Raw genomic sequence first — 18,245 nt, 5'->3', positions numbered from 1 at the left:
TCCTGCGGCTCTCCCACACAGCCTAATCAAGAGTCGGGCCATAACGGCAGTCGATGTCATGTCGTCTTCATACCGTTCGGCACGCTTACGGGCGCACCCGTGGATGCGCCCGTAAGTCGTGCCCCGCGGCCGGTTGCGGACGCGCTGCGCACAGCGCTCCGCGGGCCACCGGCCCGCAATGACGGTCAGTCCATCCGGCGTGGCCCGCCGAGCAGGTTGGTCTCGGCCTCCGTGGGCTGCGTCATGACGAACTGGTGGCCGTCGCGCGAGCACCACAGCATGGCGTTGTCGCTGAGCGTCGGCAGCACCGCGCCGACCTGCTCCGGCAGCCGCATGATTCGCGTCACAACGTCCGCCTCTTCGGGCGAAAGCCGCTGCAGACCGACCACATCGGCGCGGCCGAGCATCTGCGGCGACCGCGGTCCGAGGAACGGCAGCACGGTCAGCACCGACTGCCAGGGGCTCGGGGCGAGCTGATTGCGCGGCGGGCGTGCGCCCATGTCCCGTACGACCAGCACGGGGCTGGAAACCGACGGTCCCTGGGGGGCGATCTGGCGCACGTCGTGGACGGACACACACTGCTGTCCGCCGCCCGCGGCCTGCGCCATCTGGCCCCAGGCCTGCGGACGCGCCGTCTCGACCGCGACCCGGGCGCCGATGGCGACCGTACGCAGGGCCAGCACCTGCGCCATCCACATGCTGCCGACGAGCGCGATCTCCATCGGCGCGGGCCGCAGCAGGCTCAGTACGGCGGGCTGGTTCTGCGGGTCGATGCCGATGATCACGCCGTCGTCGCCGACCGGCAGGGTCAGTGAGGCGAGTGACTCCGCCGTCAGCACATGCGGGCTGCGCCGCGGACCGCGCAGACCGTAACCGGGCCGCGGCTTCGGACCGGTCGGCCCCGACTGGTCCTCGTCCGGGCGCGGCTGGTGGGAGAGCCGGCGGCCGCCGGCGTCGCCGCCGAGAGGGGGATTGCGCCAGCCGTTGCCGCTGGTGTTGACACGGGGCTGATAGGTGGGAGAGGCCATCAGCGGGTACCTCCGAGGGGAAGCGTGGCCAGCAGGCCGGGCAGCTGTTCCCGGTCGAGCCGTACGAGGCCGACCTTCACGGAACCGGAACGGCGCTCCAACTCGCTCTGTGCGGCCGAGAGTTCGTTCTCGCTGCGGGTGGAAAGACGGATGTAACCCGAGATCGCCGGGGCGCGGCCGCCGCCGTGGGTGGCGGTCAGCGCGAAGGTGCTGGCCATCGCCCTGGTGCTGGTCAGCAGCTGGGTGACGGCCGCCAGCGGCGCACCGCCCTCGCCCAGTTGGGGCCACCGGCCGATCCAGTACGTGGAGTGCCACCGGTCGTCGCAGCGCATCGCCCGGGTCGTCTCCTGGGTACGCCGGGCCGCCCGGCCGTCGCGCCCCATCGCACCGTTGGCGGCCCGCGGGCTGACGCACACCGCGGTACCGATCGCTGCCACGACCTCGCGCTCGGCGAGCACCTTGGCGCGCACCCCGTGCGCGGTCAGCCGGCTGACGAGCTGGTCGGCGGCGCGCAGCAGCGAACGCTCGGCGCCCTCCACCCCGCCGCCGCGGGCCTCGATCGCCTCCGCGCACAGCTCGGGGTCGAGCTTGAGCGCGATCCAGGTCAACTGCAGGCCCGGGGTCTGCGACTGGGCCTGCAGCGGCGCGTACGAGCGGGCCGCGACGGCCTGTTCGGGCAGATGCGGGGCCGGTGCGGGCTGGGTGTACTGGACGAACTGCACCGACTCCAGGTGGATGTCCTCGATGTCGAGCGCGGTGTGCAGCACCTCGAGCGGCAGCATGTGGCTGCCGCGCTGCGGGCGCAGCGGCTCGTCGCGGGCGTCCACCTGGACGATGGCGGTCAGGAACGTGCCGTCACCGACGAAACCGATGGCGCGCTGATCCGACTCGGTCGTGAACTCGTAGGTCCGCAGCGCCGGTTCGCACTCCACGACGGGGGCGATCGCCGGGTCGACGCCCTGCGTGGCCGCGAGGGCGGCGGCGCTCTCCTTGCCGCGGCGCTTCATGGCGCGCACGGTGGTGATCCATTCCGGCAGCGGAATCCTCCGCCGCCGGCCGAGCGCGAAAATGACCAGAATGGCCGCGATCACGATGGCCGCGGTCAGTGCGGCCGGGTGGATCGACCAGCCCACCAGTACCAGGGCCGCGGCGAGTTCGATGATGGCCAGCTGCTGGACGCGCACCCCGCCGATGGTTCCGGCCTGTTGGCGCAGCCGCGGTGCCACCGGACCTGCCGGGCGGGCCGCGGAACCCCGGCCGCCATTTTCTCTGTTGCCCGGAGCTGTGCCGTTTTGGCCAGCATTTCCCGCGTATTGCGGTGCAGCGGAAGGCTGTTGCTGCTGTTGCCGCCCGTTGCGGCGTCGAGCCCTGGTGGCGCTGGACATCCCCCGGCCTGCTCCTCTACTGGTGGTGTGGCCTCTAGGCGTATCGGCCGCCGCTGAGACTGGTGCGTTGGAAGGTGGCACCCGTACCGTACGGGTCGATCGACACACGGCATAGTAGAGGGCGCTACGGCGTGAGTGCCGGGGGCGGTCGATGTGGATCCGACAGGCGGGGAGAGAAAGCAACAATGGCATCACGTCGGGACGAGCTGAATGCGTATTCGTTCGCTCGAAAGCGCACGAATGCGGCATTTCTGAAGCCGCTGCCGAACGGTTCGATCGAGAGCGCCCCCCGCCCCCTCAAGGCGGTGGTACCCAGCATCGTGATGGGCGTTGTCATCCTCGTGGGATTCGGTGCCTGTGGCATTCTCAAGCCGGTTGCCCCGCAAGGCTGGGACGAGATCGGGAAGAATGTCATCGTCGGGGACGAATCCACCACGCGCTATATCGTCCTGCAGGGCAAGGACAAGCAGAAACTGCTGCACCCCATCCTTAACCTCTCCTCCGCCCGGCTGCTTATCGACCCGAAGTTCAAGGTGGTCAAGGTCAAGGAATCCGAGCTGGACGGAAAGATCCCGCACGGTCCGGCCATCGGTATTCCCTACGCCCCCGACCGGCTGCCTTCCACCGAGGACGCCGACAAGCCGAAGACCTGGGCGGTGTGCAACCGCCCCGGCAGCGGCCTCAACAGCAAGCCCCAGCAGGCCGTGTTCGTCCTGGGGGACAAGGACAAGAAGGCCGTCGAGGGCAAGAACAGGGTCGCCCCCCGTCAGGCGCTGTACGTCGAGGACCCCGAGAAGAAGAGGTGGCTGGTCGACAGCGAGGGCAAGGCCTTCGAGTTCAACGGCGGAAGCGAAGCGGTCAACGACAGGCTGCGCCGCATGATCTTCGGCTCCGCCCAGCCGCAGCAGGTGTCGCAGGAGTTCATGGACACCCTCCTCGTCCTCCCGCGCCAGCTCGGGATCACCATGCCCGTGGTCTCCGGCGCGGGCGGAGAGACCACCGACCCCAAGGTCCCGGAGCGGGCCAAGAAGATCGGCTCGATCCTCCAGGACAGCACCGGCCAGAAGTACGTCGTCGAGCGGGACGGCGTCGAGCAGGTGTCGGGCTTCATCGCGAACCTCCTGGAGGAGGGGGCGAACGCGGACAAGGTGAACGGCGACGGTTCGCCGATCAAGCCCGAGCCCATCGCCGTCAACGCCGTCGACCCGAAGTCGGACGACGCGGGGAACGCGACGAACTTCATGGGCGAGATCGCCAGCGGCTTCCCCCGCCCGTGGCCGTCCGAAAGCCTCTCGGTGGCCAACGACTTCGAACACGGCTCCATGACCGGCGGGCTGACCAGGCCTACGCGCAACGGTGTGTCCTGCAGCGTCTACAACGGCAAGAACATCAAGCTCCCGGGCGGCGAGGAGAAGCAGCTCGGCTACCCGAACGGTGTGCCGGACATGCAGACCTGGGTCGGCGACGACTACCCGGTCAAGATCGCCACCGGCGCCAACTCGTACGTCACTCCGGGCAGCGGCCTGCTGTACACGGAGGTGCGCAACCCCAAGACGAAGACCGGCAGCCAGTTCCTGATCACCGACACCGGACTGCGTTATCCGCTGCCGAGGAACAACGACAGCGACAGCAAGTCCGGCAAGGCCGACGACGAACAGGACAAGGCGAAGATCCACCTCGGCTATGAGGGCACGCATCCGCCGCTGATCCTGAAGGCCTGGTCCGAACTCCTCTCGGCCGGCCCGTCGCTGGACATTCAGAGCGCCAAGAAGCCGCAGTCGTCCTGAGATGAGCGAAGGCCGCACCGAGTCCCGGGGAAACCGGCATTCGGTGCGGCCTTCGGCGTACTCCGGATTCCCCCGCTCCCGCTTTTCTTCCGGGGCCGCGACGGACTTCTCGATGTGATCTTCGCCGGTCCGGCCCTGTTGGCGAATGACCGATAGCGGTACATCTGTCCGTTTCTCGTGAACAACGTTTCACTGACGGCCAGTTGACATTGTTGTGATCCCGTCACAACAGCGCTCCCCCTGTTGGGAACAGCCATATCGAGTGGTTAAAGTAGCCAAAGGCGTCAGCAGGAGATGCCTGCCGCGCGAGCGCCTGTGGCTGCCCGGTGCGGTACGACGTACAAGTCTCATGGGGGACGTTGACTATGGCTGGTCAGCAGTACACAACCACCGAGGAGGAGATGGTCGCGTTCAGCGGCAAGATCTCCTCGGTCAACCAGTCGATCCAGGGCGAGATCTCGCGCCTGAACACGGTCGTCGACACCATCACGTCTGGTTGGAAGGGTGCTGCGGCCTCCTCGTACAACCAGCTCCAGTCAAAGGTGAACGAGGACGCCACCCGTCTCAACCAGCTCCTGGGTGAGATCAAGGAAGCGATCGACCAGACCACCAAGAACTACTCCGCCTCCGAAGAGGAGCAGGCGCAGTCGATCTCGCACATCTCCGCCTCGGCTTCCCCGTTCGGATGATGGGGCCGCGCCGCTGACCGCGGCGCACGGCCCAGCCGCCGCAGCCCGGGCCCGCCGGTCGTACCGCCGGCCCGCTGTGGTGCGTGAATCGACCAGCATCATCAACTCCTGAGGAGACACCATGTCAGGCCAGATCCTCGTTAATTTCGCGACGATCTCGCAGGCCAGCTCCGACGTGCGCGGAACGGCCAACAACATCCGTCAGCAGCTCGACGACCTCGAGGCGGGCGTCAAGAAGATCGCCGCGAGCTGGGAAGGTGCGGCGCAGGAGGGCTACCAGGCCCGCCAGCGCGAGTGGGACCAGCGTGCCGCTTCCCTGCACTCGACGCTCGAGGCCATCGCCAAGGCGCTGGACCAGGCCGCTCAGAACTACCAGGCCACTGAGCACAAGAACTCCGGCATCTGGGGAGGCTGACCTTCGGTCAGTCGAGCCGGATACGGCCAGACCTGAGCAGCCCGGCTGCTCGCACAGTGGTCCATGAGGGCGAGCGCGCTGCATCAGTGCGCTCGCCCTTCTGCCGTCCACCACCCCTTCACTCCTCCGCCTCCTTCCTCTCACCCTTCATTCCTGCCTAATTCGCCACACATGGAGAGCTGAAAGCCCGTGGGATCTCGCGCCATTGGTCACCGAGCCGGGCACCGCCGCCGAGCGGCGGGTGCACTGGTCACGGCGGCGTGCATCGTCGGCCTGTCGAGTGCCACCGCCGCACCGGCGGTCGCGGACCCGAACGTGCCGCTCAACAGTGGTGAGTGCAAGTTCGGCACCAACGACATCAAAGAGACCCCCTGGTCGCTCCAGCGCCTCCTGACCAACCAGATGTGGGCCGACACCAGAGGGAAGGGCGTCAAGGTCGCCGTCATCGATACCGGCATCGACGCGGGCAACTCGCAGATCAAGCCCAACATCGGAGGCGGCGGCAAGAAGTTCGTCCCCGGCGAGGGCAAGCCGACCGACGATCGGGTCGGCCACGGCACCAAGGTGGCGGGCATCATCGCCGCCATTCAGAAGCCGGGTTCGGGTTTCCACGGAATCGCCCCTGAAGCGACCGTCATTCCGCTGCAGCAGACTACCGAGGAGAAGGCCGGCACCGCCGCGAGCCTCGCCGCCGCCATCGACCACGCGGTCGGGCTGGGGGTCGACATCATCAACATCTCCCAGGGCACGGACGCCGGCCGGGAGAAGCTGGTGCCCCTCAGGGCGGCGATCCAGCGAGCCGCCCAGAAGAACGTCCTCATTGTCGCGTCGGCCGGAAACGACGGCGCGAGCGGCAAGGAAAAGAACATGTATCCCGCCGCGTTCCAGGAGTTCGACAACGTCCTGTCCGTTGCCGCCTCGGACCGCAACAATGAGCGCGCCCCCTTTTCCCAGCCCGGAAAATGGGTCGACATCGCCGCGCCCGGCGTGAACATGGTTTCCACCGTCCCTGATGGCGGCAACTGCGTCGACCAGGGCACCAGCTTCGCCGCACCCTACGCCGCGGGCGCCGCGGCCCTCCTGATCGCGAAGCACCGGAACGAGGTCCCGAAGTGGACCCCGCAGCAGGTCATCTGGCACCTGGAGCAGACCGCGGAGCGTGTGCGCCCGAAGGCGGACCAGAACATCGGCTGGGGCGTCGTCGACCCGGTGGCCGCCCTCAACGACGACACCAGGCCCACCGCCGAACCCCAGCCGGACAAGCCCTCCAACGCGGCTGACGGCTCCAACATCTTGCCGGCCGCCGTCACCATCGGTGAATCCGCCGAGGAACGACGCGCCCGCATCTCCATCTACATTGTCGGCGGCGGCCTTCTTGCCGTCGCCGCGGTCGTCGGCTCCGCCATCGCGCTCCGCGACTGGCGTCGGAAGAACGCATAGCACACACGGGGAGGCCAGGTATGGCTAACGATTCCTATCGCGTTGATCTCGACAGACTCGATGAGGTCGTCAAGAAGCTCAACAACGTGCTCAAGGACATGCAGAGCGCCTCGGGCAAGGCCAAGAGCGGGACGCATCTGCCGGACGGCGCGCTGGGCAAGGGCTTCGAGGAAGAGCGCGAACTTCGGCAGACGCATCGCGAGATGAAGGAATTCATCGAGGAGTTTGTGCTCAGTAAGCTCGAGGGCCTGATCGACGATCTTCAGAAGAAGACTACGAGGACTCATGGTGCCTATCAGGACCAGGAGCAGAGCACGAGCAATGCGTTGAAGAACGGCCAGTCTTCAACGCAGAACAAGTACTCCTGATCGACGGCAATGAGTTCGCAGAGGAAGAGGGGGCAGGGGCGTGGGTAGTTACGCGGACAGTAAGTACGCACCACAGGACAAGTGCTATGCCATCGAGAACACCACGAAGTTTCACAAGATCGACTTCACGACGCTGAAGGCCATGGTGGCCGATGCGAAGCCGGAGACGGTCGCCGGCGTTTCCCACGCGTGGAAACAGGTACACGACGCGATGGTGGCCGACAACGGCGGTGGCATCCGCGCGTACTTCGACAAGGCCATCGACGAGGTCTTGGAGCACTGGGAGGGCGACGCTGCGGAGGCGTTCCGCAAGCGCGCCAAGAGGATCAGCGAAAACATCGGGAACGGCGCTCTGTATGCCAAGAACGTCAGCGCAGGCATGGGCCGTGCACATGAGGCCCTGAGCGAGTACAAGAAGCACCTTGACGGCATGGAGATGCCTGACTTCGGCGACCGGGCCTGGGACTGGGCGACCGACAACATCGCCCGCCAGGACGAGAAGGCGGACTCGCAGCTGGCCAGCGGTAAGAGCGCGACTCAGGTCGTCGAGGACAACGAAGATGACCTGTCGGCCCAGAAGGAGACCCAGCTGAAGGCTGCGGCGACCATGGAGTACCTGGGTGCCGCCTACCGGACCAACGCTGTGGCCATTGGTAAGCCCAATGGTCGCGTTGACGACCCGAACGAGATCCAGCCGCCGGACAACCCGGGAGTCCCGCCGGTTCATTACCCTCTCCCGGGAAGCGTCACCAAGCCCAAGGGGATGTCCAAGGGTTCAATGAAGCCCCTGGGGCAGGGGCCGGGGTTCTCGAGCGACGGCCTGAAGACGCCGGGGATCAACGGCGGCATCGGAAACACGATGCCGGGCAAGGGCTCCTTCACGCCGCCGAGTGTGGGTACGGGGCTTGACAGCGTCACTCTGCCGCAAGCGCCCACTGGTCCAGGCGGCGGTGTCGGTGTCCCAGGTGGCGCCGGTGGTGGCCCTGGTACCGGAGGCCTGAGTGGTGGTGGCGGTCCCGGCGGTATCGGGGGCGGCCCGGGCGGCGTTCCCGGTATGCCGGGCGGTATGGCCGGCCGCGGCACGCCCGGCGGACGCACCGGCGGGACCGTTGGTGGTCGCCCTGGTGGTACGTCCGCCGGAGCTGGGGCAGCCGGCCGTGGAGCAGGCCGTCCGGGCATGCCCGGTATGGCTGGTGCCGGTGCGGCGGGCGCCAAGGGCGGCGCCACGGGCGCTGGTGCGGCAGGCCGTGGCGGTGGTCTCGCCCGCCAGAAGGGTGGCCTCGTCGGCGGCGGTACCGGAGGCAAGGGAGTCGGTGGCACCCAGGGCGGCTCGGGTCTGCACCGCAGCCGCGGCGGCGCCCAGTCGGGTGAAGGGGCTTCCGGTAGCCGGCGTCCGGCTGGGATGCCCGGGGCGCACGGTATGCACGGTGCCAAGGCCAAGGACGACAAGGGGCAGAACGGCGAGCGCCCGGACTACCTGGTCGAGGACGAAGAGACCTGGACGCCCGAGCGCAATGTGGCTCCGAAGGTCATTGAGTAGCTAGCCTTCGGGTGTGACAGCGGCGGAAACGAGGTGGGCCCGCAGTCCTTCGGGCTGCGGGCCGCAACCTGTTGAGGAGAGGTGTTACAGCATGGGCTTCACGCGGACGCTGCGTGCGGTGGGTGGCGTAGCGGTGGCAGGAGCGCTGCTCTTCACCGCCGCGCCTACCGCTTCGGCGGACTACATCAGGGACGGACAGTGGGCGCTTGACGCGTTCAATCCGCAGAAGGTGTGGAAAGAGTCGACCGGTAAGAACGTCACCGTTGCGGTCATCGACTCCGGTGTCAATGGGGATCACGTCGACCTCAAGGGCAATGTGCTTCCAGGGAAGAGCTTTGCCGACGGGGGCGGTACGGCAGACCACGAGACTGATGATGATCACGGAACGGCCATGGCCGCGTTGATCGCGGGCCACGGCCACGGACCTAACCATGGCGACGGAATCATGGGTCTGGCGCCGGATGCCAAGATTCTTCCCATCAAGACCAATGACACGATTGGTGGTTCCTCCAACAGCGTCGACGGTCCTATCCGCTACGCAGTTGATCACGGTGCAAAGGTCATCAACATGTCCTTTGTGACTCCTCGCTTGGATGAGCAGGAAAAAGCCGCGATCAACTACGCCGTAAAGAAGGATGTGCTGCTAGTTGGTGGCTCCGGCAATGAGGGGTCAAGTAAGCCGCTCTATCCGGCTGCAGCGCCTGGCGTGCTGGGGGTAGGGGCAGTGGCCAAGGACGGCACGGTCCTTGGTCTGTCGAACTATGGCCCCCACATCCGCCTGATTGCTCCGGGTGAGAAGATCTACTCAGCCGGAACTTCCCCGAAGTATCGGCAAGGTACGGGCACCTCCGACGCCACGGCCTACGTATCCGCCGCCGCGGCCCTCGTTCGTTCGAAGTTCCCGGATCTCACCGCGGGTCAGGTCGCCAATCGGCTCACGAAGACGGCGATCACTCCCGATGGCAAGACGGGCATCACGTCGCCCGACCCCAAGTACGGCTACGGCGTGATTCGTCCGTACCGGGCCCTCTCGGAGGACATCCCCGACGGGTCGAAGAACGGGCCGCTCACGATGCCGAAGGATTCTGAGCCTTCTGCCGGCGCGGGTGCGGATGCTCCGGGGAACGAAGCTCAGGAGAGCGCGAGCGACAAAGCGGGCAGCCTGAGCCCCCTCGCGCTCGCCGGTATTGCTCTCGGCGTGGTTGTCGTGCTGGGAATTGTCATCGGTGTGGTCGTTGCCGCGAAGAAGCGCCGCAATGGTCCGCCTCCTGGTGGCACTGGCTTCGGTGGTCCGGGTGGCGGCTCCGGAGTTCCGCCCCAGCAGCAGTTCGGTGCCTACCCGCAGCCGGGAGGCCCTGGTGCTTACCCGCAGTCGGGAGCACCTGGTGCTTACCCGCAGTCGGGAGCGCCTGGCGCTTACCCGTCGGCACCTCCCACTCAGCCTCCGGGGCAGTGAGATCTCCTCGTCTTCGCTGTAGAGATCTCCGGGTGGTAATCAGGCGCCGGACCGCCGCAATTCGCTAGGGCACCTCTCCTCGAAACGAGCTGGTGGCAGGCGCCTGGTGTAGTAGCGGGCCACCGCGCAGTCGCAGTTCCGGGCAATCGGATGGGGCCCACAGCCGAGGAGGCTGTGGGCCCTTTTGCTGTGACCGTGGGACGCCGGATCAGCCGAAGACCGAGCGGACCTCGTCCGTTACGCCCTGGTTGCGGGTGGCCGCGCCGCCGGTGTGGCGGTCGGTGTGGCGCTGGGCGGCGTCGAGGCCTCGGTTGGTGAGGTCTTGCCTGGCGTGGTCGATGTAGGTGCCGGGGTCGGTGAGGCTGGTGACGCCGTCCTTGTACTCCTGGGCGCCTTCCTTGATGCCGTCGACGTATTCGCCGGCCTTGTCCTTGGCGATGTCGGTGGTTTCGCCCCAGTCGATTCCGTCGCGGGCGCCGAAGTGGCTCTCGATGCCCTGTTGCGCGACGTTCTGGGCCATCTCCGTGGCGGCTTCCTGGGCCTTGGCCTTGCCCTCTTCGACGATTTTGTCCCGGGCGATTTCCTTCGCCTGATCGACGACCTTGTCCTTGACGGTTTCCTTGACCGTCTTCTTCACATAGTCCGCCGCAATCTTGCGGGCTTCCTTGGACACGGCCTTCTTCGCCATCTTCTTGATGGCGTCCATGGTGGCATGCTCCATGGCCTTGGTGGCCGCCTCCATGACCTCGCGTTTGATCTTGTCGAGGATCTGACGGACGATCACTCGCGTCGCCTGAGTGGCGCCTGCGGCACCGATCTCGGACAGACCGAGTGTGAAGGGCGCGGCGGCCTGTGCCGCGATGATTTCGGCGGCCAGAATCACGAGCTGGACAATGACCGCGATTTTCCCGGCGAGAACGGCGAGGGCGGCCGCGTCGAAGGCGAGAGCGATGACTTCAGCGGCCGCGGCGGCGTCGCGGAGGTAGTTGTCCCCGCTGTCTCCGCCGCCGGAGAAGGTTCCCCATTCGTTCGCAAAGCCCTCGATCGCATCACCGGAGTTGGCGGAGACGACTTCATTGGCTGCCGAAGAGCCCTGCGAGGATGCTTGATTGACCGACTCGGCGAAGTTGCGCCAGGCCTGCGCGCATTCGTGGAGCTTGTCCTCGTCGGCGTCCGGCCAGTTGTAGCCGAGGAGGTCCAGGACCCAAGCTACCTCGCTTGGCAGCGTCAATGACACAGTAATCGTCCCCCGTGCAGTTGTAGCCGATTGCGGAGTGCAATGGTGGTGGAGAAGAAGGAGAAGAGAGGCTGATGGCGCGCATCAGGGGGCGGGGCGCGGGGCTCAAAGGGCCGGCCCGGGCTCATGGGTGGCGGGACGGGCGTCAGATGGCCGGGCGGCCGACCGCGCTGATGGTGTGAATGCCCTGCTCGTCGGATTCGGTGTACGAGACGGCCATGTTCTGGAGCTTGTCGCCAATACCTTCGAGGCGTTCGCCCAGGGAGTCCATCGACTCGAACATGCCGTCCCTGATGGGCGTGTAGATCGTTTCGAAAATATCGCCGAAGTCGCAGTTCTCCCAGGGGCTGCCAAGGCCTTCAAGATCGTCTTGGAGCTTCTTCGACGCCTTGGAGAAATCGCTGCCGATGTGCACGAACGCGTTGCCCTGTGTGCGCAGCACATCCGGCTCTACATCAAACGCCTTGCCTGCCACCACTGCCCCCGTATTGCGGGATGTCCCGCGCAGATACTTGTCGCATCCTTAACGATTCCACATTAGGCGATCTGAACGCAGACATGTCAAGGCGAGGGGTGTGGAGGGAATGTGGGAGTCCTGTCGCATCAACAGCGTTTGGATTCGGGGGAATTGACCCACCTGGGGCATTGGTGAATCTTGTGGGGCGGCATGGATGTGCGTGCCGCGACGGCGTATTGAAAGGGAAGGTTAAATATTGGTACGCCGTTGGTCAATCATTTGGATTTCCGGGGCGGAGTGACGGGTGGTGAGTTCTCGGTGTGCGGTGTTAGGTGTTCGGTGTTGAGTGTCCGGCGTCGGCGGGCCAAAGGGCCCCTTCGTGGAGCGAGTTGAAGCTCGGCTCGGGGATCGGGGCGGACCGGCGATCACTCGTCCCGTAGCATTCCCGCTCATGGACGTACCCGGCGATGAAGAGCCCCTCTCTGAGACTTATGTGGGACTGACGCCTCGTCAGGCCCGGCGAATACGCATCGTCCTGGCCTCGGTGCTGATGGCCGCGATGGCCGGGGTGCTCGTGGTGCGCCTGGCGTCGCGCACATCGGTGCTGGTGGTCGGGGTGTACGGAGCCGCACTGGTGCTCTGCGGTGTGGTGATCGAACTCAGCCGTAACGGGCGCACCCGGCTCGGCACCTGGTTGCTGGGCATCGGCCTGGCGGCCGCCCTCGCCTCGGACTGGCTGCTGTTGCCCTGAGGTGAGGCCGGGGAGGACCGGGGAGAAGGGAGGGCAGCCCCAGCCCCCCCGATCAAAGCCCCCAGCCCCCGGTCAAAACCCCCAGACCCCCAGACCCCCAGCCCCTCAGAACAACCCGTGCCACATCTGCTCAATGACCAGCGACCACCAGTTGCTGTCATCGTCCAGGGCCCAGGAGTCGATCGCCGCGATCTGGTCCTGGAAGGTGGCGACCGCCGTTCCCGCCGCGTACGGGTCCATGCCCTGCATCTGCCGGCGCGTGGTGACCAGCAGGGCGAGCGAGCGGAGGTAGGCGGACAGGGTGCGGTTGACGAACCGGCCGCCGCCCGAGGACGGTTGGACCGCCCAGACGGTGCCGACCAGGTTCTGGTTCTCCTCCGCGGCGGTGCACTGGACGGCGAGCGTGTAGAGGCCGTCGCTGCCGATCCGGACGTAGCCGGCGAGGGTGGCCAGGGTCTGCTCCTGGGCCTCGGTGCCGGTTTCCCGCAGGTAGGTCGCCACATCCGGGAACAGTCCGCCGGCGGGCGGGGAGTCCGGCCGGTCGGCGGTGAAGAAGTACGGCACCTGAGCCGGCAGACCGGCCCAGACCAGGGTGTTCTTCGTGGCCTCGGGCAGCCGGCCGGTGGCGAGGTCATCGGCGTCCGGGCGGGTGACGCCCTGGGGCCCGAAGACCTCCACGAGGTGCTTGCCGAGCGCCACGTCCCGCATCGGCGGTGCGGCCTCGACCCGCTGCGGCACCGGCAGCCGGTGCGGCCGCGGCGGTGGCTGCTGTCCCGCCAACTGGTGCATCAGCGCGACGTGCTGCAGCAGTCCGGCGATGCCCTCGGCGCGCTCCTCGGGCCGCATGCCGTAGCCCTGGGTGCAGGAGAACGTGGCGTTCGGGAAGGTGCGGAGGATGAAGTCGCCGGGGTAGCCGCCGGGCAGGAGTGCCGACCGCAGATCGGTGTGGACCGCGCGGACGTTCGCGGGGTGCACCCCCAGCCGCTGCAGCTCGTCGAAGAGCTGGAACTCGGCGGGCGGCAGTCCGGGCGCCGAGACACGGGCGAGGCTGGTCTCCTCGCCGGTCGCCGGGTCGGGGTAGGTCGCGACGGCGGTGTTGCCGGGGCCGGTGACCGGCGGCTCGGCGGGTGCCGCCGGAGCCGCGGCGGCGCCGGCACCGTGCTTCTGCTGGTACATCCGCACGACCTCGTCGACCGGTACGGACGGCCACACCGTCAGCTCGCCGGACGTCCGGTCCACGACGCCGCAGGCGGCACCGACCTCGGCGGGCGGGCGCCGCTGCCCCGTCTGCGGGTCGACCTCCGGGGGCGGCGGTACGGCCCACACCACCCAGCCGAGGTCGAACTCCTGCATGGCCACCTCGCGCGGGGGACCCTGATGTCCCTCGGGGTTGAGCCAGCGGGCGGCGGTGGCATGTGCCTGCGCCTGGTTGATCACGAGTGGTCTCCTTCGAGGCCGTCGGAAGCGTCGGAGTCGGCGGAGCCGGTGCGCTGGGCCGGCACGGTGGGGGTGGCCGCGGGTGCCGCGGCGAGGATCTGCCGGGCGGTCACCCCGCGTGCGGTGGCGACGACAAGCACCCCGTCGGGCGAGAGATCGGCGCCGGTGAGCGGGGTGTCCGAGAGCAGCGCGGCCACCACCTCCTGACCGGCGCGGTCCCAGACCCGCAGATAGTCGGCGCCCCGGCTGAACCCGAAGGGCGCCGCCGCCTTCGCCTCCTCGGAGGGCAGCCGCACCTGCGCCGGGTCGGCGTCGACATATCCGGGCCGCAGCAGATCGTGCAGGAGCAGCGCCGAGCCGCCGGCCTCGGAGGAGTCGCCGTCCGGGCCGGGCATCGTACGGGAGCCGGGGGTGCCCTCGGGGACGACGAGGGCGGCAACGGGACGGGGAGCGGCCGCGCCGGACGCCGGTAGAGGTCCTTCCCCGCCGGCCGCCCCGGCGCCGTCCGCGCCCGGGGCCGTCGCGGTCGTACCGTCCCCGCCCTCCTGGGCCAGGGAACCGGTGGTCACGGCGCGGACGCCGGCCAGTGGCACGCTCCACAGCGTGCGCCACGGCAGGGCGAAGTCGAGGGTGTGCAGCGCCTCCGCGTACGGCGCCAGCCCGTCCTCGACGAAAGCGGTCTCCAGAAACGCCGCCCGCATGCCGGCCGGGGCCTGGGAGCGGGTCAGCAGCGGAGCGGTGCGCAGGTACGTACGGGCCGGGGCGCCCAGCTGCTCCAGCGGTACGGCCTCGATGGCGGCCCGCATCGTCACCGGGTCGGCGTGGGCGAACAGGCCCGGGTCGGTGAGGAGTTGGGGCAGCAGACCGGCGTCGAGGGTGTGGGCGGCGAGATGGTCGCGGATGTACGGATCGGCCTTGGACCAGTTCTGCTGCGGCACCGCTTCCAGCAGCGCCATGGCGATCTTGGTCTGGGCGTCCCGGACGTCCGGCAGCCCGGAGCGGATCTCCTCGGCGATCCCCGGGTGCTGCAGACGCAGCAGCGTACGGCCGCCGTCGGCCCCGGCCCCGGCCCCGTCCTCGTCGTCCGCGTCCCCGGTCTGCTCGACCGGCTGGATGAATGGCGCGGCCAGCAGCATGCCGTCGGCGAGGTCCTGGCTCATGTCCCGTCCGGCCACGGCGCTCGCCAGCGCACCCCACAGCTGGACGGGCAGCCCCTCGCCCTCCGCGAAGGCGAGCGGAGCCAGCAGCAGCCGCAGGGTCTGCGGATCGGCGCCCAGCCGGCGGGCATGCAGATCGAGGGCCTCGCCGACGCTGCCGGGCAGCAGGGTCTCGTCCGCCGGGTCGAAGCCCTCGGGCTGCATGAGCAGGGACTGCACGGCGAGCTGGACGGTCAGCCGACTGCCGTCCGCGCGCCGGGCGAGGGATTCGGCGAGCGTCCGGCGCACGGCCGGGTCGGTGGTGAAGGGGAGTCCGGGCGCCCCGGCGTCGGGGTCGAGCGCGGTCAGGGCGTGCAGCACCAGACCCTCGGGGTCGGCCCACTCGGGCGCATCGAGATCGATGATCTGCACCTGGCCGGGCGGCAGCGCCTCGGCCAGCTCCGCGGCCAGCTCGCGCGGCACATCGGCGAGCAGCTGCACCTTTTCGGCGGCGGCGAGCGGCTTGAGCACCTCCCGTACGAGGCGGGCCGGCTCGTTGGCGGCACGTACCGGGCCGGCCCGGTCGACATCCGGCACCACAATCGTCACCGGCTCTTCACGAGCGGCGAGTTCGGGGCAGATGTCGTCACGGCGGTCCGCGCTCAGTCCGAAATGATCGGCGATGAGCCACAACACCTGTGCCGCGGTGCGCCCCGAGGGGCTCGGTACGGCGGGCGCCGGCAGGTCCGGGGGCACGGTCGCCGGGTCCAGGTCGTCCAGCGGCAGCTGCTTGCGGTAGCCGGGATCGCACATCATCAGGAAGCCGGTGACCAGGCGCGAGCGCCCGCTGCCCGGGTTTCCGGTGAGCACGACGACGCGCGGGGCGCCGGGCCACCGCATCCGCCAGGCCGCGAGCGCGCGGAGCGCCGCGGTGCGGCCGCCGACAAACGGATGAGGTGCGTATCCGGCCGCTGCGGCGTTTCCTTCATCTGAGGCGCTCATGGCTTCCTCGTCCCCCATCAATCCCGCCTCCACCTTTGTGGATTCCTGCGTGTACCGGCTCGATCCTATGATCCGGACCGCGCGCACGGGACGGCGCGGGGGTGGCTGTGCCGGAACTGGAACACGCAGGCCGGGACCTTGCCGGGCGACTGCGTCAGGTGGCTCGCGAGTCGCGCGTTAAGTGAGTTGTCCCCTGGGTGTGATGTGGAGAAAGCGGGAATGCCCTGTGCCGAAAGGAAGCAGATCTGCCCGAGGAATCCGGCGGCCGATCTGCTTTCTTCCGTATCGCCTCTATGGACTCTTTGAACTGATTTCGGCGGCGGAAAAGATCGGCCGCTCCCGCCGCACCGCCGCCCGGCATCGCGCGGGCGGTGGCCGGTCAGCCCCGGTGCCCGCCGCCCCGGCCGCCGCGCCGCGGAGTGGACACGATGTTGCCCGTCGGACCGTCGCGCTCGGCGCGCTCCTCGTCCTCCTTGGCTTCCTGCTCCTTCTGCCAGGCGGCGAACTTCTCGCGCGACTCCTCGCGCTCCGCCATGGTCTGGTTCTCCGCGGCCCGCCGGATCTCGTTCATCCGGTCGCCCAGCGCGTCCATGTACCGCGGCGTCTCGATCGCGTCCTTCATGCCGATGCGGCCGGACAGCACCTCCTGGGCCATCTCCTGGAGCTTGCCGCCGACGTTGGGGTTCTCCGCCAGGACCTTCAGTGCCTTACGCAGCCGGTGTGCCTGCTCCGGATCCTGGGCGACGTCCATCAGGTCCTCGTCCTGGATCTGCCGTTCGTTGCTCATCCCTGCCCCCTTGAACGTGATGGCACAGCAACCGCGTGTGCTGCACCGGCGTCCTGAAGTCTAATGACGGATGTGAACAGGTCGTCAAGGAGGGGCTTGTCGGTATTGCCGCATATTGCTCCGTATGCATTCCGCGGTTCGCCGTCCGCCCGCTCCGGAGAGGGCTTCGTGCCTATTGCGGGTGTGCTAGACCTGAGGCGATGTTGGCAGGTAGCTGTCATTCAATTCGGGGAGAAATGATGTCCGACGAAGTCCGGCTCAGTACAGAGGAGTTGCACAAGCTCGGTGCGACCTTCGAGATACGCGCGGAAGAACTGGGCCGGCAGCTTGCCGCATTCAGACGACGGGCCGATGCCGAGGCCCTTCGGGACGGTTTCGGCAGCGAGGAGGAGGCCCGGCCGTTCCGTGAGCTGTACGAACAGGCCGAGCAGGCGCTCGTCCAGCTGCAGCAGCGGCTCGCCGAGGTCGGCGGAGGGATCAAGGAGACCGTCGCGAATACGCAGGCGGCCGAGGAAGAGCTGGTCGAGATGATGCGGAGCGTCAAGTGAGCGAGCGACGCAACCCCGAAGCCCTGCACGAAGCGGCGGCCGGCTGGCGGGAGATGGGCAAGCACCTCGACGGGCTCGTCCGCGATCTGGACCGGCACGTCGGCACCGCCGCCGCGGCCAACTGGCACGGCCCGGCCGGTGAGGCGTTCGCGGGGGAGTGGCACCGCCTCAAGCGGTCCGTCGACGACGCCCTGCCGGCCTTCGAACTGGCCGCCGCCGACCTGGAGAACGCGGCCGCCGCACCCCCCGAGGACAAGGGCGGCGAGGAACACCACGAGGCACCGCCGGTGAAGAGCTCCGCCACCACGCAGTCGTCGTCCGGCCCCGAGGTCGCCTACGGCTTCATGGCGCTCGGCCAGCTCGCCAACGGCCTCGGCGGCGCGTTCGGCAAGCGCGGCGGGGGCGGCGGCCAGTCGCGGGGACCGGTCGTACGGCACACCTGGGAGACCTCCACGGCCGCGCAGGGGCCCGACCCGTTCGGACCGGCGAAGCACGGCGACGCCAAGACGCGTGGCGGCGAGGGCATCGCCAAGGGCGCACGGACCCAGCCGGACGTCGCGGAGCCGGCCCCCGGCGAGGAGCGGGCCCCGAAGGCCGGGCAGGACAAGAAGGGGACGGCCGCCGAGCCCGCCGCCGCTGCCGCCACCGGCGGCGACGCCCGCGCCAAGGGCGCCCCGGCGTCCGGCGGCGAGGCTCCGGGCCAGCCCGCTCCCGACGTCACCCAGCACGGCGCGTTCGGCTGACCGCGCCCGGCCACCGGCCGGCACCGGCGCGAACGCACC

At 68.5% G+C, this 18,245-nt stretch carries 17 protein-coding genes; 10 read left to right on the top strand and 7 right to left on the bottom strand.

Annotation, left to right across the window (positions count from 1 at the left end):
- Positions 1-185: 185 nt before the first annotated feature.
- A complete protein-coding gene (locus STRNI_RS12685) occupies positions 186-1,028 on the bottom strand; it encodes a hypothetical protein (RefSeq protein WP_148590170.1) in 843 nt (280 codons plus the stop codon).
- Entirely contained in the window at positions 1,028-2,254 is a 1,227-nt protein-coding gene (eccE, locus tag STRNI_RS12680) for a type VII secretion protein EccE (RefSeq protein WP_018093369.1), read from the bottom strand. Before eccE ends, STRNI_RS12685 begins: the two co-directional genes overlap by 1 nt.
- A 344-nt stretch (positions 2,255-2,598) precedes the next feature.
- On the opposite strand from eccE, the gene STRNI_RS12675 reads away from it, so the two are divergent.
- The 7 genes from STRNI_RS12675 (at position 2,599) to STRNI_RS12645 (ending at position 10,108) form a co-directional block, all read left to right on the top strand.
- A complete protein-coding gene (locus STRNI_RS12675) occupies positions 2,599-4,200 on the top strand; it encodes a type VII secretion protein EccB (RefSeq protein ID WP_159485904.1) in 1,602 nt (533 codons plus the stop codon).
- Positions 4,201-4,565: 365 nt separating this feature from the next.
- Positions 4,566-4,889 carry a WXG100 family type VII secretion target gene (locus STRNI_RS12670; RefSeq protein ID WP_026170319.1) on the top strand — a complete coding sequence of 108 codons (324 nt, stop codon included), beginning with the start codon at positions 4,566-4,568 and terminating at the stop codon, positions 4,887-4,889.
- A 121-nt stretch (positions 4,890-5,010) separates the two neighbouring features.
- The gene (locus STRNI_RS12665) at positions 5,011-5,304 is read left to right on the top strand and encodes a WXG100 family type VII secretion target (protein ID WP_018093366.1); all 294 of its coding nucleotides are present in this window, start codon (positions 5,011-5,013) and stop codon (positions 5,302-5,304) included.
- 189 nt (positions 5,305-5,493) lie between these two features.
- Positions 5,494-6,744 carry a type VII secretion-associated serine protease mycosin gene (gene mycP, locus STRNI_RS12660; protein ID WP_051104288.1) on the top strand — a complete coding sequence of 417 codons (1,251 nt, stop codon included), beginning with the start codon at positions 5,494-5,496 and terminating at the stop codon, positions 6,742-6,744.
- 20 nt (positions 6,745-6,764) lie between these two features.
- Complete coding sequence (locus STRNI_RS12655; RefSeq protein ID WP_277411283.1) at positions 6,765-7,112, top strand: hypothetical protein; 348 nt, start codon at positions 6,765-6,767, stop codon at positions 7,110-7,112.
- A 40-nt stretch (positions 7,113-7,152) separates the two neighbouring features.
- Entirely contained in the window at positions 7,153-8,652 is a 1,500-nt protein-coding gene (locus STRNI_RS12650) for a hypothetical protein (RefSeq protein WP_277411282.1), read from the top strand.
- 91 nt (positions 8,653-8,743) lie between these two features.
- Positions 8,744-10,108, top strand: a complete 1,365-nt coding sequence (locus STRNI_RS12645; protein WP_277411281.1) for a S8 family serine peptidase — start codon at positions 8,744-8,746, stop codon at positions 10,106-10,108.
- Between the two features lie 208 nt (positions 10,109-10,316).
- Here STRNI_RS12645 and STRNI_RS12640 read toward each other — a convergent pair whose 3' ends face one another.
- Together STRNI_RS12640 and STRNI_RS12635 are read right to left on the bottom strand one after the other, a co-directional pair.
- Positions 10,317-11,345 (bottom strand): WXG100-like domain-containing protein, encoded by a 1,029-nt coding sequence (locus STRNI_RS12640; protein WP_187413083.1) that lies wholly within the window; start codon positions 11,343-11,345, stop codon positions 10,317-10,319.
- A 145-nt stretch (positions 11,346-11,490) separates the two neighbouring features.
- On the bottom strand, positions 11,491-11,820 hold the full coding sequence (locus STRNI_RS12635; protein WP_274738425.1) for a WXG100 family type VII secretion target: 330 nt from the start codon (positions 11,818-11,820) through the stop codon (positions 11,491-11,493).
- A gap of 433 nt (positions 11,821-12,253) precedes the next feature.
- Between STRNI_RS12635 and STRNI_RS12630 the strand changes: the two genes are divergently transcribed.
- Entirely contained in the window at positions 12,254-12,553 is a 300-nt protein-coding gene (locus STRNI_RS12630) for a hypothetical protein (protein ID WP_109892863.1), read from the top strand.
- A gap of 105 nt (positions 12,554-12,658) precedes the next feature.
- Here the strand turns inward: STRNI_RS12630 and STRNI_RS12625 are convergent, their stop codons facing one another.
- The 3 genes from STRNI_RS12625 to STRNI_RS12615 all read right to left on the bottom strand — a co-directional run bounded on the left by STRNI_RS12625 (position 12,659) and on the right by STRNI_RS12615 (position 16,915).
- Complete coding sequence (locus STRNI_RS12625; RefSeq protein WP_148589670.1) at positions 12,659-13,990, bottom strand: SUKH-4 family immunity protein; 1,332 nt, start codon at positions 13,988-13,990, stop codon at positions 12,659-12,661.
- Entirely contained in the window at positions 13,987-16,128 is a 2,142-nt protein-coding gene (locus STRNI_RS12620; RefSeq protein WP_277411280.1) for an ATP-binding protein, read from the bottom strand. The genes STRNI_RS12625 and STRNI_RS12620 overlap by 4 nt, the downstream gene beginning before the upstream one ends.
- A 379-nt stretch (positions 16,129-16,507) precedes the next feature.
- A complete protein-coding gene (locus STRNI_RS12615) occupies positions 16,508-16,915 on the bottom strand; it encodes a hypothetical protein (RefSeq protein ID WP_159485890.1) in 408 nt (135 codons plus the stop codon).
- Between the two features lie 239 nt (positions 16,916-17,154).
- Between STRNI_RS12615 and STRNI_RS12610 the strand changes: the two genes are divergently transcribed.
- Together STRNI_RS12610 and STRNI_RS12605 are read left to right on the top strand one after the other, a co-directional pair.
- On the top strand, positions 17,155-17,463 hold the full coding sequence (locus STRNI_RS12610; protein WP_109892867.1) for a hypothetical protein: 309 nt from the start codon (positions 17,155-17,157) through the stop codon (positions 17,461-17,463).
- Positions 17,460-18,206, top strand: a complete 747-nt coding sequence (locus tag STRNI_RS12605; RefSeq protein ID WP_266445203.1) for a WXG100 family type VII secretion target — start codon at positions 17,460-17,462, stop codon at positions 18,204-18,206. The genes STRNI_RS12610 and STRNI_RS12605 overlap by 4 nt, the downstream gene beginning before the upstream one ends.
- The last annotated feature ends 39 nt before the right edge of the window (positions 18,207-18,245 follow it).

The sequence above is a fragment of the Streptomyces nigrescens genome (assembly GCF_027626975.1).
GTDB classification, from domain to species: domain Bacteria; phylum Actinomycetota; class Actinomycetes; order Streptomycetales; family Streptomycetaceae; genus Streptomyces; species Streptomyces nigrescens.
This window is presented reverse-complemented; position numbering and strand designations above follow the sequence as displayed.

Excerpts from the sequence above, each read along its gene's own strand:
- STRNI_RS12685 (WP_148590170.1), bottom strand. The coding sequence starts at position 1,028 with ATGGCCTCTCCCACCTATCAGCCCCGTGTCAACACCAGCGGCAACGGC.
- STRNI_RS12675 (WP_159485904.1), top strand. The coding sequence starts at position 2,599 with ATGGCATCACGTCGGGACGAGCTGAATGCGTATTCGTTCGCTCGAAAG.
- STRNI_RS12670 (WP_026170319.1), top strand. The coding sequence starts at position 4,566 with ATGGCTGGTCAGCAGTACACAACCACCGAGGAGGAGATGGTCGCGTTC.
- STRNI_RS12665 (WP_018093366.1), top strand. The coding sequence starts at position 5,011 with ATGTCAGGCCAGATCCTCGTTAATTTCGCGACGATCTCGCAGGCCAGC.
- STRNI_RS12655 (WP_277411283.1), top strand. The coding sequence starts at position 6,765 with ATGGCTAACGATTCCTATCGCGTTGATCTCGACAGACTCGATGAGGTC.
- STRNI_RS12645 (WP_277411281.1), top strand. The coding sequence starts at position 8,744 with ATGGGCTTCACGCGGACGCTGCGTGCGGTGGGTGGCGTAGCGGTGGCA.
- STRNI_RS12630 (WP_109892863.1), top strand. The coding sequence starts at position 12,254 with ATGGACGTACCCGGCGATGAAGAGCCCCTCTCTGAGACTTATGTGGGA.
- STRNI_RS12620 (WP_277411280.1), bottom strand. The coding sequence starts at position 16,128 with ATGAGCGCCTCAGATGAAGGAAACGCCGCAGCGGCCGGATACGCACCT.
- STRNI_RS12615 (WP_159485890.1), bottom strand. The coding sequence starts at position 16,915 with ATGAGCAACGAACGGCAGATCCAGGACGAGGACCTGATGGACGTCGCC.
- STRNI_RS12610 (WP_109892867.1), top strand. The coding sequence starts at position 17,155 with ATGTCCGACGAAGTCCGGCTCAGTACAGAGGAGTTGCACAAGCTCGGT.